This window comes from Hyphomonas sp., assembly GCF_036964145.1.
GTDB lineage: Bacteria > Pseudomonadota > Alphaproteobacteria > Caulobacterales > Hyphomonadaceae > Hyphomonas.
In genome coordinates, this window is record NZ_JBALUC010000002.1 from 482,926 (window position 1) to 495,913 (window position 12,988).

Below are 12,988 nucleotides of genomic sequence, written 5' to 3' on the forward strand. Positions count from 1 at the left end.
CTTCCTCTGCCAAGCCTGCCTGCCGCCATCGCGCATTCAGGGATTTGATGTAGCGCAATGCCCTATCGCCCCATATAGGTAAGATTGCGTATTTGCGAAAGTGCTAATATACAACATTTTCCTGTCGTGGAGGAATAGTCATGGCGAAAATTGTCATTCTCGGAGCAGGCTTGGGTGGACTGGTCGCAGCCTATGAGATCAAGAAAACGCTCGGTCGCAAGCATCAGGTCTCGATCATCAGCGAGACCGATTATTACCAGTTCCAGCCCTCAAATCCGTGGGTGCTGGTCGGCTGGCGGGACCGGAAAGAGATCACGGTCGATCTCGCAAAGCCGCTGAACAAGCGAAACATTGAGCTGATCGTCGGCAAGGCGGAAAAAGTCGATCCGGTCAGTAAGTGTGTCCGCATGCCTGACGGAACCCAGGTGGATTACGATTATCTGGTTATCGCCACCGGTCCGGAGCTCGCCTTTGATGATGTCGAGGGCCTCGGGCCCGATGGCCAGACTGAGTCTGTCTGCCATATTGATCACGCCGAAAAGGGCGCCGCAGCCTTTGAAGCATTCTGCAAGAATCCCGGCCCCATCGTGATCGGCGCCGCACAGGGCGCCTCCTGCTTTGGTCCTGCTTATGAAACCGCAATGATTATCGAGACTGAATTGCGCAAGCGAAAAATCCGCGACCAGGTGCCCATCACCTTTATCACGCCAGAGCCCTATATCGGCCATCTCGGCCTGGATGGGGTCGGCGACACGAAAGGCCTGCTCGAAAGTGAAATGCGTGACCGCCACATCAAGTGGATCACGAATGCACGCGTTGTGAAGGCGGAAGCCGACAAGGTGAGCGTTGAGGAACTTAATGAGGATGGCTCGGTAAAACAGGCTCACGAACTGCCCACGCGATACACAATGCTGATGCCGCCTTTCCGGGGCGTGAAAGCCGTGCGCGACATTGAAGGCCTGGTAAACCCGAAAGGCTTTATCCTGACCGATGAGTTCCAACGCAACACGGCCTGGCCCGAAGTCTTCGGCATCGGGGTCTGCATTGCCATTCCGCCTATGGGCAAGACACCCGTGCCGGTCGGTGTGCCGAAGACAGGCTTCATGATCGAATCCATGGTCGAAGCAACAGCGCGCAATATTGCGCAACTCATTGAAGGCGAGCAGCCGACTCACAAGGCAACCTGGAACGCCATCTGCCTTGCTGATTTCGGAGATGGGGGCGTGGCCTTCGTGGCCCAGCCGCAAATCCCGCCCCGCAACGTCAACTGGTCTGCCTCGGGCGGATGGGTTCATCTGGCCAAGGCGGGCTTTGAGAAATATTTCCTGCACAAGCTGCGCACGGGCAAATCGGAAACCTTCTACGAAAATGCGGCGCTTGGCCTGTTGAAGACCCACAAATTGAAAGGGCACTCATGACGACAAATGCCCATCACATTGTCTGCACGGCGTGTGGCGCGGTAAACCGTGTCCCGGCTGGAAAGGCTTTAGGTCAGGGTCATTGCGGATCGTGCAAAGCCTTTCTTGCGGGCAAGGTGCCTGTTGATGTGGATGGGAAGATCCTGGATCGCCTGCTGGCACGCGATGAAGGCAGTTTTCTTCTGGACGTCTGGGCGCCCTGGTGCGGTCCGTGCCGGATGATGGGGCCGTCCTATGCGGAGGCCGCCAATCACTTTGCGGGCAATCTGCGCTTCCTGAAGCTCAATTCGGAAGCTCATCCCAATGCGGCTGCCCGTTTGCAGGTTCGCGGCATTCCCGCGCTTTTCCTGTTCCAGGCTGGCCGGGTGATCGACCAGCGCTCTGGCGTCCAGACAGCCCCAATGCTGACCCAATGGATCGAAAGCGTAAACATTCTCAACCCCTCAGCCTGACCATATTTCAATCAAGGAAAACAGATATGAATCTCGATCGCGCCGTACTCGCATTTGCCGGACTGGTGGTCCTGATCAGCCTCGCGCTGGGTTACTGGGTCTCGCCCTACTGGTTCCTGCTGACAGCCTTTGCCGGCCTCAACATGTTCCAGGCCGCCTTCACCGGATTTTGCCCCGCTGCCATGATCTTCAAGGTGTTTGGCATCCGAAGCGGGAATGCCTTCAAATAGTCCTGCTGGAGACAGAACTGACCTTAAAACAATGGCTTGCCGGGTCATGGCCAGCATGCCAGAACCCCCCGCATGATCGTGTCTTCGCCTGATGATTACCGCGCTGCCGCACGGCGTCGGCTGCCGCATTTCCTGTTTGACTATATCGATGGCGGCGCCAATGCGGAGGAAACCCTTCGGCGCAACGTTTCAGACATGCAGGCGATTGAACTTCGTCAGCGTGTGTTGAAAGGGACCGCCGAGATTGATCTCAGTACGTCTCTTTTTGGAGAGAAGCTCGCCCTGCCCTTGGCGCTGGCTCCGGTCGGCCTGACTGGCATGTATGCCCGCCGCGGCGAAGTACAGGCCGCCAAGGCGGCGGAATCCGCGGGCATTGCCTATTCGCTTTCCACGGTCTCGGTCTGCCCGATCGAGGAAGTCGTGCCTGCATCTGATCGCCCGATCTGGTTCCAGCTTTACGTATTGAAGGACAGGGCCTTCATGAAGTCCGCTTTGGAACGCGCCCTTGCGGCAGGTGTGAAGACCCTCGTCTTTACGGTCGATATGCCTGTGCCGGGCAGCCGCTACCGGGATGCGCATTCCGGCATGAGCGGATCGAACGCCAACATCCGGCGGATGCTGCAAGCGATTACCCATCCGCACTGGGCAATATCAGTGGGCCTGGGTGGCCGGCCCCACGATCTTGGTAACATCTCCGCCTATCGTCGCCAGCGCACCAAGCTCGTCGACTATATGGGCTGGCTGGCCGAGAATTTTGATCCGGACATTTCCTGGAAGGATCTGGAATGGATCCGGGATTTCTGGCCCGGAAACCTGATCATCAAAGGTATTCTGGACCCGGACGATGTAGAGGATGCCATCAGGCTCGGCGCAGACGGTCTCGTCGTTTCGAACCATGGCGGACGTCAACTCGACGGTGTCTCCTCCAGTATTCGTGTCTTGTCCGACATTGTCGGCGCGGCTGACAAGCGGACGAAAGTTCTGGTCGATTCCGGCTTTCGCAGCGGCCTTGACGTCGTCCGCGCGCTCTGCCTTGGCGCCGATGCCGTCATGCTTGGCCGGTCATACATTTACGCGCTGGCGGCGGGAGGCCAGACAGCCGTGGAAAACCTGCTCGACCTCTATGCAAAGGAAATGCGGGTGGCGATGACGCTTATGGGGGCCCAATCGGTCACAGACTTGACCCCCGAGCACATCAAATTTGATCACTGACCAATCTTTGCAAATTGGATGATAGGAGTTCGGCTGTCATCCGAATAGTCGCAGCTTCGTCGATTGTGCGCTCATCGAATACCATTTCGACCACGGCATATCCGATCTCGACACTGAGTCGCGCTGACTGGAAGACGAGGTCATGATCCAAATCGGCCCACCTTCTGGATATCTCGTCCGCAAGCTGGCGTGCCATCTGCCTGTGGGATTCCAGCCTGACATCCGCCAGAACCGGCGTGGCATGCATGGATCGCATGATCCAGCCGCCCGCTTTGGTCTGGCGTGTAACCCGGATGGTCTCGATCAGAAGTTTCTCAATCTCTACCCCCAGGCTTTCAAGATCGTTTGCTTCCAGGCCTGGCTGTTGGAGAAGTTTGTTCTGCTCCGCCATCAAACGCTCCCCCAGCTCCTTCAGGACCGAGTATTTGTTCGGAAAGTAGCGGTACAAGGCTGGGGGCGTCAGGCCCGCGCGTTTGCAGATCATATTGGTCGAGAGCTTTTCGAACCCGACCTCCTCCAGCAAATCGGCAGCAGCGGCCAGAATCTGCTCAAGAGTTTGCCGACTGCGCGCCTGATTGGGCGCCGAGCGTCTTGTTGTCTGGGGTTTCACGAGATCGGTCATGACGGAATTGCACTTCATTGACACTGGACAGACAGAAAAATACCGATAGTCTTCGCTATCATTATCGGGGGGGTTAGGTGCAATGGGTGTCTCCAGACGAAATGTCATTCTCGCGGGTGCCGGGCTCACTGCGGCAGCAGCCATTCCAGCCGTTCAACATGTGGCGTGGGGCTCAAAAAGCTTTGTCCGGGACGACTATACTCCCGACTTCCCTGACGCACCGGCCGGCGAAGAAAGCTGGATGAATTGGTCCGGCGCGCAGAGCGCGACGCCAAAACAATTCCAGTCTCCCGCGTCGGAAGCCGAGCTATCGGAGCTGGTCCGGACGAGTGCAGGACGCATTCGCCCAAGGGGCAGCGGCCATTCCTTTTCCGGTCTGGTTCCCAGCGAAGGGATGATCCTCGATGTAGGCCAACTTTCCGGCTTGAAATCGTATGATGACACCACTGGGCGCGCGACTTTCGGCGCTGGTACCGTCCTGTTCCAAGCCGCCTCGCAGCTTAACGATGTCGGCAGGGCATTTCCAAATCTTCCAGATATTGTCGATCAGACCCTTGCCGGTTCTTTCTCGACCGCCACACATGGCACGGGACAAAGCCTGACCGCGCTTCATGACTATATCCATGCCTTCAAACTGGTCACGGCGGACGGCAGCGTACGGGAGGTTACTCGTGAGAGCGATCCAGACCTGTTTGCGGCAGGCAAAGTCTCACTCGGCGCCTTGGGGGTGGTCTCGGAATACACGGTTCAGACGATCCCTGCCTTCAATCTGAAACGCATCGTCACCGCTGAACCCATAGAGATTGTTTTGGACGAAGCCTTGGTTCGTGCCGACAGCCATCGAAACTTTGAATTCTACTACCTTCCGGGGACAGGCATCGCCGCCAGCATCGTTAATGATCTGCATGAGGGTGAGATCACCGGCCTTCACCCGTCCAATGATGACGATGAAATGCTGGAAGGACTTAAACAGCTTCGAGATCAATTCGGGTGGTGGCCTTGGCTAAGAAAACGGATTGCCCAGTCTGCGCTTCCAAGCGGGGAAGTCGAAAATGTCAGTGATGCGTCGCTCCAGCTTCTCGCCACGACCCGTCCGATAAAATTCAACGAAATGGAATATCACATTCCACGGGAAAACGGCCTTGAAGCCGTGCGCCAGATCATCGCCAAAATGGATCGTCGCAAGGATGCGTTCTTCCCCATGGAGGTGCGCTTCACTGCGCCGGATGATGCCTGGCTAAGCCCGTTCAATGGCGGTCCGCGAATGTCCATTGCCATCCACGCAGCGGTTGACGAGCCTTATGACTATTTCTTCTCGGAGTTCGAGCCGATTTTCAGGGAACATGGCGGCCGTCCCCATTGGGGCAAGCATCACAGTCAGACGCGCGAGGATCTGGAAGTGCTCTATCCGGATTTTTCCAATTTCTCTGAACTGCGCCGCTCGCTCGATCCCACGGGTAAATTCCTGAACCCTCATCTCGCCGACCTATTTGGAGAAACCTTCCGTGCCTAAGATCAGCAGACGGAACCTCTTGATCGGCGGCACAGCCATAGCGGGAGTTGCAGCCCTGATGTCGAAACCACATGACAAGAGCGGTCCACGGGACCCATATTTCCTGAGCATTCAGCAGGCCCTGATGAATGCCGGCATCGCGACCCCGACCCTGGTGATTGATCGCGCCAGGCTCAACGCGAATATCGACGCGCTCAAGAGGCATCTTCCTGAGGGCATGGGTTATCGTATTGTTGCGAAATCCCTGCCGTCCATCAGCCTCATTCAGCATGTTGCCCAGCGCGCGAATACTGATCGACTCATGACGTTCAACCTGCCCATGCTTGTCGCGTTGAGCGACCTCATGCCAGAGGCCAGCCAGCTTGTGGGCAAGCCACTTCCCGTACAGGCCGCGCGTCTCTATTTCGAGAAATTGCCCCCCACCCGTATTGAGGCGGCAGATCACATTCAATGGCTCATCGATACACCAAAGCGACTTTCGCAATATCAGGAGCTTGCGAGGACCCTGAACCGCACGCTGAGAGTCAATCTGGAACTCGATGTAGGGCTCCACAGAGGCGGTTTCGAAACGGGCGCAAACCTGGACGCGGTACTTAAGGAAATCAAGACCGATCCGAACTTGGAATTTGCGGGCTTCATGGGATACGAACCACACATCCCCAGCCTGCCGACCACGCTGGGCTGGCGTGACAAAGCCCTTGCCGGCGCCTGGCGGACATATCGCACAGCGCTGGAGCAGGCCGCAGAAGTATTTGGAAGCGAAGCCATCGCTCACATCACTCGCAATGCCGCGGGAAGTCCAACCTATCGCTACTATGAAGACACCAAGATCGCGAATGAAGTGTCAGCCGGGTCATGCCTGGTGAAGCCTACGCATTTTGACACCGAGCTGCTGGACCCCCACCTTCCCGCAAGTTTCATCGCGACACCCGTGATCAAATCCATTCCAAAGACACGCATGCCCGGCCTCGAGTTTGCCGACGGCGCGACACGCGCCTGGAATCCAAACTACAGCAAGACGGTGTTCATCTATGGGGGCCACTGGCTCGCCGACCCTGTTGATCCGCCCGGCCTCAGCTACAATTCCACTTTCGGCAGATCCTCAAATCAGGAAATGCTCAATGGCGGTCCTAAGCTCAACATCACGCCAGACGAGTTCGTTTTTTTCCGACCTCACCAGAGCGAGGCGGTCTTCCTGCAATTCGGAGACATCGCTGTTTATGATGAGGGCGAGATCGTTGACTATTGGCCAGTGTTCGAAGCATCGGCATAACGGCCGCCGTTACGGCTTTTCCCGCTATAGCCTAATGATTACAACGAATTAGACCGATCTGAATCTTGGTGAAGCAGCTTTCGACTTGTCATGTCGTACGCGCGTACTGAACCAAGGGACAGAAGATTTTGTCCTCTGACGCATTCGCCTGCGTATCCGTCCTATTCGAGATCAACGACTTCTCCCCCCGAAGTGCGGATTCGCTTAATCCAGAGGCGACCAGCCAAATAGACTCAATTTGAGAATAATTTTCATTTGCAATACTCGAAGGCACACGCTATCCCGGCCCCACATTGCGACTGAGTTGCATTATCGAAACTAATTGGAGGGGTCCATGAACCATATTTTAAACCATAAAACTGCCCTGCTCGGCGCGACCGCGATCGTTTCTGCCGTCCTGCTTCAGGCACCCGCGTCTGCACAAGAAACTGCGGAATCCGAGACTGGCGAATTTCTCGGCACACTGACGCTCGGCGAGAGTAAGCGGGACGTCCAGACTGACACCGCCACCCCGGTTACCGTGGTCGACCAAGAAGAAATTGAGGATCGCCAAGCCGGTACAGTCGCCGAACTGATTGACTCGGTTCCCGGCGTCTCCCTCGTGAACGGCTCAACTCCAACCGGCTCAGGCATCAATATTCGCGGCTTTGGCGCCAATGGCACATATGGGACCGATCAGAAGGTTGCGATTCAGGTGGATGGCGCGAGCGTGGGTTCGGAAGAACTCTACCGGATCGGGACCCAACTCTATACCGACCCCTACCTGTACAAGAGCGTCGAAGTGATCCGCGGGACCGTGGGCAGTTTTGAATACGGCTCTGGCATCATCGGCGGCGTCGTCCGCCTTGAAACGATTGACGCCTCAGACCTGACGGGCGGCGAAACCGGGCTCGCATTTCGCCAGACCCTGGGGGGCGCAACAAACATGGACGGGTTCAATTCCTCCAGCACGCTCGCAATCCAGCCTACCGAGAACCTCGAACTGCTCGCAAACTATGCCTGGCGCGAACAACACAATCAGGAAGATGGCGATGATAACGTCATTGAGAACAGCGAATTTGAACTGCCCTCCTATCTGTTGAAAGCCCGGTATACAGCGGGCGATCACAGCCTCCGTGCCAGCTATACCAATTCTGAAACAACAGAACGCGACAAACCTTACGATTCCTTCGGCACGACGGGCGGCGTCTTCGGTAACGTAGATCGGGACACGACATCCGAGACCGTTTCACTCGCCTATAACTTCAATCCGGTCTCGAATGACCTGATCAACCTCGATGCTATTTATACCTACGCAAACCAAGAGATTGAGCAGGAATGTGTTGTTGGCAGCGGTCCTATGGGGTGCTTCGCCACGGTCGACGCAGATCATCGCTATGAGACAACCAAGTTCACAGTGAAGAACGCCGCCTATATTGAAACAGGCGCACTTGTTCACGACCTGCGCACAGGCATCGAATTCATCCAGAAGGAACGCCTCGATGCAAGCTCCGCGCCCGGCGGTGAAGACAACCGCATCGCTCTGTTCGCAGTCGACCAGATCGACTTCCTCGGTGGCTGGACCTTTGCACCGGCTATTCGTTTCGAGACGTCCGAAGTTGAGGGCACCCTCGATGATGGCAGCACTGCAAGCTATGACAATGATGCCCTCATGGGGGGCGCGTCACTCCGCTACCAGTTCGACAATGGCCTCGCCCTGTTCGGCAGCTATGCCTATACGGAGAGCCTGCCCATTCTCGATGATCTCGAGAACGAGATTTACATGACCCAGCCCGAAATCGGAAAAACCTACGAATTCGGCGCATCCTATGACCGTATCGGCGTCTTCGGCCAAGACGATACCCTCGCCATGAAGGCGAATTATTATCATACGGACCAGGAAGACAACACGTCCTACTCCGGGGTCGACTCCATTGAACTTCAGGGTCTCGAGCTGGAGGGCTCCTATGCACGCCGCGACGGATATTATGTTGACGTCAACGCCAACATTGTGGACGCGGAGCAAACCCGAACGGATAATTCGATCACGGACTGGACCAACGCTCCCGCCAACACGGCACGCCTGACTCTGGGCAAGCGATTTGCCCGCCTGGCTGACCTGTCCAGCGAGTTTGTCGCTGCGGATGAAGCAGACCGCAACGGCACGATTACCCCAGGCTTCCTCACGGCAAACCTGCGCGCCACGATCACGCCGCAGGAAGGGGTCCTGAAAGGCACATCCTTCCGGTTTGGCTTGGAGAACCTGTTCGACCACACCTACACCCCGCTCCTGTCCACACGCCCTGCAGCCGGACGGAACATCAAATTCACTGTGTCGAAAGCCTTCTGAGCCGTCTCCTCCCTCCGCCCAGAGGGGACATGCTCAACGTGAACACCCTGCGGCGTTTCAGCTCCCGCAGGGTGTTCGCACCCCTTTACCAAGGCGCCTCCTGGGCGGACGGCACAAACGATACCTGACTGGAAAAGCCAATGATCTCAATGTTCCAAGCCCTGTACGACATCGGCGGTCCAATCCTCGTCATCCTGCTGCTTACATCGATCTTCACGCTGGGACTCACAGGCTTCAAATACTGGCAGTTTCGATCAGACGGGATCGGGCAGTTGAAGCCATTGAAATCTGCGGTTCGCGCGCTGGATGGCGGACGGGAAGGCGATGCACGGGCCAAGTTAGCGGCCTCAAAGCATTGGCTCGCGAGCATTATCCTTTCAGCGTTGCCGCTGCGAGGACGAGACGGCCTCATCGCGCGACTCGAGGCCGAAGCAGACCAGGCGTTGCAACCCTATGAAAGCGGCTTTCGCATCCTCGACACGATCGCCCAGCTGGCCCCGCTGCTCGGGCTTCTCGGGACAGTGCTCGGCATGATTGACGCCTTTCAGGCCTTGCAATCGGCGGGCTCTCAGGTAGATCCGTCAGCGCTTGCGGGCGGTATCTGGGTCGCATTGCTGACGACTGCGGCAGGGCTGTCCGTCGCCATGCCTACCTCCATCGCCCTGTCCTGGTTTGAAGCTCAGACCGACCGCGAACGCGCCTTTGCAGAACATGCCTTTACGATTCTCGTAACACCGAAGACGCGTGAAGCGGCTACCACAGAGATCGGCGCGGTAGGGTATGGCACTTAGACGCGTCCGCCGTCGCCGCCGCGCATCAATCACGTCGCTCATCGACGTGATCTTCCTTCTGTTGCTCTTCTTTATGCTGGCATCGACTTTCTCAAACTTCTCCGAGATCGACATCTCTTCTACAGCATCGGGCAGCGAAGTAACGGCAGACACCCCTGTTCTTACACTAACAGTTCGAGCTAACGGCCTTCTTCTTGAGGACGAGCCCGTGCGATTGGATCACCTCATCCACCGGCTCGAAAGGATGGGCTCAGGCGAAGACACACCTATTGTTTCAGTAACCGTCACCGATGATGTCACGACACAGAGTCTGATTGATGTGCTCTCCGAGCTCAAACGCCTGCCTCGGCTTGAGGTAATGGTGATGGAGCCGACATGAAGCGCCGCAGACAAAAAGCTCCCCGTGATCCCGTCATTTCGCTGATCAATATCGTCTTCCTGATCCTGATTTTCTTCATGGTTGCCGGATCCCTTTCCTCTCCCCCTGATCCATCCATCAGGTTTGTGCAAACCGAAGACCTCGACTGCTGCGTCGCGCCAGATGCGGTGGCCATCGACTCGTCTGGCCAATTGCGCAGGGGCGGCATCCCTATCGACATGAAATATATTATCCAAAGTCGCAACACAGATGCCACTCCGCTGCGCCTCCTCCCTGACCGCCACCTGCCAGCGGCGCAGCTTCTCGAACTGGTGAAAGAACTACGCGCGAACGGACAGACTGACATCATTATCGTGACAGAGGACACCGCAGTATGACCCGCATAAACGTCCTGAAATTCTCAGTTGCCCTGTCGGCAGCCGCAGCAACCCATTTGAGCGTGCTTGCCTATACAGTCTCCCACGCTCCGCCGCCCTTGGTCGCAGGCGATGGTTTCAGCGTGCAGTTTGGTTCGCTTGCTTCGGCGACGAATGCCGAGTCACTCGAAAGCACGGAGTCGGAGGAAACCGACCCGGCACCTCCTGAACAGGAACAGCCACTGGCAGACCACGCTCCGCCAGAACCTCAGCCGCCGGCACATACCGCCGAAACAGAACCAGCGCAGCCTATGGACGCCGTTTCGGCACCACCGGTTACGGAAAAAAGCCCTCCTCCGCCTAAACCAGACGCCCCACCCGAACAGGCCCCGCAGGTCGAATCCGCACTTGTTGCCAAGGAGTCCCCTCCCACATCAGAGAGTGCGCCGCAGGCCCACCGGGAAATTTCCTCAGAGTCGATGGAACAGGCCTCGAATGACGGCGGCCCCCATTCCGAAATCGATCCTAACTCTGCCTCAGAAAGCCCTACCGCGGAGCCATCGAGCCTCGCAAACTCATCCAGTGCGCAGCCAGCTGCCGCAGGAAACTCCGAGTATTCGAACTATTCCGGCAGGGTCATGAAACACTTGTCCCGGTTGCGCCGGCCGCGCGCGTCTGGCCCCGGCTCAGCCTATATCCGGTTTGTGATCGCTTCGCGCGGTACGATCGAGCATATTGAAGTGTCCCAAAGTTCCGGTTCGTCCCGCTTCGACCGTGAAGCCTTGATCTTTGTAAAGAAGGCGTCGCCCTTTCCGCCGCCGCCAACCGGCATAAGCCGCAACTTCACCGTCGAGATCGAGGGCATCTAGAAAATTCAGGCTTGGCGCTTGAGGCTTAGTCTTTCACGCCAAAGCGGATCATCACTGGTCCTATCTCGCTCCCAGGCTCGACCTGGTGAGTGAACGGGTCATCTGAGACCGTGAACCCAATGCTTTCGTGCTGGTGATCGCCATGCTCGCGAGCGGCTTCGAGGTGCAGGATGTAATCGCCTGCAGGTGCTGGGTCGCCATCATCTGTCAGGCCGTCCCATAGAAGGTCATATTGACCCGGCCCGCGCGTCGGGCCCGCAATGGCGTCGACGAGACTCCCTGCCTTTCTGCCAAAGCGCCGGTGCCAGTAATAGTTCTCCTCCATCCAGCGTTCTTGCTGGCCAGCCAGCATCAGAATGCGGATGAGGTTACGCTGTTTGTCTGCGATCCAAACCGCCACATAGGGCCGCTCATAGTCCGCAATATCATGTTCAGGAATGCTAAAATTGATCGTGAAGGCAAAATCTTGAGGCCAGTTCGCACTCGCCTCCGCTTCTTTCCTTGGCATCGATTCCAAGGCCGCCCATCCTGATGTCGGGTGGCGCCGCTGATCCGCCGTGACAATCTCGGCTTCCACTCCCGACATATTCTCCACAAGAACCAGCCCCGGCTTGAGGTCCATTACCAGAAGGGCGGTGGCGATGGCGTCTGCCGTCATCGCGTCGGAAGCATGAACCGTTGCGTTCTGAATGTGAGAAACTGGCCAACCGTCAGCCGGGGAGATGACATGACTATAGGCTTCGCCTTCAATTGTCCGATTACGCGGCCCCAACCCGCTGGTCGCGATGGCGCCCTCATCTATCAGCACATGCGCATGTGGCGCGGAGCCGCCCTCTCCCAGTTCGGAAGTCGGCGTTACGGCCACAGCCCATTGCCCATCTTGAGGGCCATCACCCCATGACCGGATGTCTCCACCGATATTTATCAATATCCCCGACACCTCGGGTGCAGCCGCGCTGGCGACCTCCAGCGCAGCATCAAGTATGTAACCCTTTGCGAGAGAATCGGCGGCAAACCGCACTAGCTCGGGCCGACTGATCCTTCGTGTTTTCATATCGGTCTGGATACTCGTCCGTCGGATTTCCCCAGCCGCAACACGCATGGCCGGGCGGTCAGGCAGTCTGTTTTCGTGTTCGGCTGAGGCCCAGACATCAAGAAGTCCACCGATACGGCAGCTGAGGGCGTTTGAGGTCAGTGTGCGATAGGCCTCACACTGTTCAAGCACACGGATCATGTCAGCAGATGCTTCCATACTGCTTGCCTGGTTCAGCCGGGATATTTCGCTGGAGGTATCATACGTGCTGAACACAGCGCGCAGACGTTCGATTTCCTGGATGATTGCGTTTTCTGCCGTGTCAGCAGCGGTCTCTGAGGGCGCGTTCACGACCAGATCTAATGAGGTCCCGAGGACATGGTCATGGTGTCGCTTGTAGATGTCGGCCGCTGCCGCATCCGATAGCATTACCGACAAGAGCAGAGCCAGGGCCAATCCGGCCAATGTCTTTCGCATCAACGCTCTCCGTGAGTTTTGTGTGCGCATACTG

The 12,988-nt window shown here is 57.1% G+C and carries 13 protein-coding genes; 11 read left to right on the plus strand and 2 right to left on the minus strand.

Annotation, left to right across the window (positions count from 1 at the left end; all coding sequences use genetic code 11):
- The first annotated feature begins 140 nt into the window (after window positions 1–140).
- The 4 genes from V7660_RS07315 (at window position 141) to lldD (ending at window position 3,312) form a co-directional block, all read left to right on the plus strand.
- Window positions 141–1,418 (plus strand): NAD(P)/FAD-dependent oxidoreductase, encoded by a 1,278-nt coding sequence (locus V7660_RS07315; protein WP_335602466.1) that lies wholly within the window; start codon window positions 141–143, stop codon window positions 1,416–1,418.
- Window positions 1,415–1,870: a thioredoxin family protein gene (locus V7660_RS07320; RefSeq protein WP_335602467.1), complete on the plus strand. Its 456-nt coding sequence runs from the start codon at window positions 1,415–1,417 to the stop codon at window positions 1,868–1,870. The genes V7660_RS07315 and V7660_RS07320 overlap by 4 nt, the downstream gene beginning before the upstream one ends.
- 26 nt (window positions 1,871–1,896) lie before the next feature.
- The gene (locus V7660_RS07325) at window positions 1,897–2,100 is read left to right on the plus strand and encodes a YgaP family membrane protein (RefSeq protein WP_335602468.1); all 204 of its coding nucleotides are present in this window, start codon (window positions 1,897–1,899) and stop codon (window positions 2,098–2,100) included.
- A gap of 72 nt (window positions 2,101–2,172) precedes the next feature.
- Window positions 2,173–3,312, plus strand: coding sequence for an FMN-dependent L-lactate dehydrogenase LldD (gene lldD, locus V7660_RS07330; protein ID WP_335602469.1), 1,140 nt, complete (start codon window positions 2,173–2,175; stop codon window positions 3,310–3,312).
- On the opposite strand, the gene V7660_RS07335 is transcribed toward lldD, so the two are convergent.
- The gene (locus V7660_RS07335; RefSeq protein WP_335602470.1) at window positions 3,296–3,934 is read right to left on the minus strand and encodes a TetR/AcrR family transcriptional regulator; all 639 of its coding nucleotides are present in this window, start codon (window positions 3,932–3,934) and stop codon (window positions 3,296–3,298) included. The genes lldD and V7660_RS07335 overlap by 17 nt on opposite strands.
- Window positions 3,935–4,016: 82 nt before the next feature.
- On the opposite strand from V7660_RS07335, the gene V7660_RS07340 reads away from it, so the two are divergent.
- The 7 genes from V7660_RS07340 (at window position 4,017) to V7660_RS07370 (ending at window position 11,444) form a co-directional block, all read left to right on the plus strand.
- A complete protein-coding gene (locus V7660_RS07340) occupies window positions 4,017–5,447 on the plus strand; it encodes a D-arabinono-1,4-lactone oxidase (RefSeq protein ID WP_335602471.1) in 1,431 nt (476 codons plus the stop codon).
- A 58-nt stretch (window positions 5,448–5,505) separates the two neighbouring features.
- The gene (locus tag V7660_RS07345; protein WP_335602472.1) at window positions 5,506–6,720 is read left to right on the plus strand and encodes an alanine racemase; all 1,215 of its coding nucleotides are present in this window, start codon (window positions 5,506–5,508) and stop codon (window positions 6,718–6,720) included.
- A gap of 334 nt (window positions 6,721–7,054) precedes the next feature.
- Entirely contained in the window at window positions 7,055–9,049 is a 1,995-nt protein-coding gene (locus V7660_RS07350; protein ID WP_335602473.1) for a TonB-dependent receptor domain-containing protein, read from the plus strand.
- A 140-nt stretch (window positions 9,050–9,189) separates the two neighbouring features.
- Window positions 9,190–9,840, plus strand: coding sequence for a MotA/TolQ/ExbB proton channel family protein (locus V7660_RS07355; protein WP_335602474.1), 651 nt, complete (start codon window positions 9,190–9,192; stop codon window positions 9,838–9,840).
- On the plus strand, window positions 9,830–10,219 hold the full coding sequence (locus V7660_RS07360; protein ID WP_335602475.1) for an ExbD/TolR family protein: 390 nt from the start codon (window positions 9,830–9,832) through the stop codon (window positions 10,217–10,219). Before V7660_RS07355 ends, V7660_RS07360 begins: the two co-directional genes overlap by 11 nt.
- Window positions 10,216–10,596 (plus strand): ExbD/TolR family protein, encoded by a 381-nt coding sequence (locus V7660_RS07365; protein WP_335602476.1) that lies wholly within the window; start codon window positions 10,216–10,218, stop codon window positions 10,594–10,596. Before V7660_RS07360 ends, V7660_RS07365 begins: the two co-directional genes overlap by 4 nt.
- Window positions 10,593–11,444, plus strand: a complete 852-nt coding sequence (locus V7660_RS07370) for a TonB family protein (protein ID WP_335602477.1) — start codon at window positions 10,593–10,595, stop codon at window positions 11,442–11,444. Before V7660_RS07365 ends, V7660_RS07370 begins: the two co-directional genes overlap by 4 nt.
- A gap of 25 nt (window positions 11,445–11,469) precedes the next feature.
- Here the strand turns inward: V7660_RS07370 and V7660_RS07375 are convergent, their stop codons facing one another.
- Complete coding sequence (locus tag V7660_RS07375) at window positions 11,470–12,954, minus strand: DUF2271 domain-containing protein (protein WP_335602478.1); 1,485 nt, start codon at window positions 12,952–12,954, stop codon at window positions 11,470–11,472.
- Window positions 12,955–12,988: the final 34 nt, after the last annotated feature.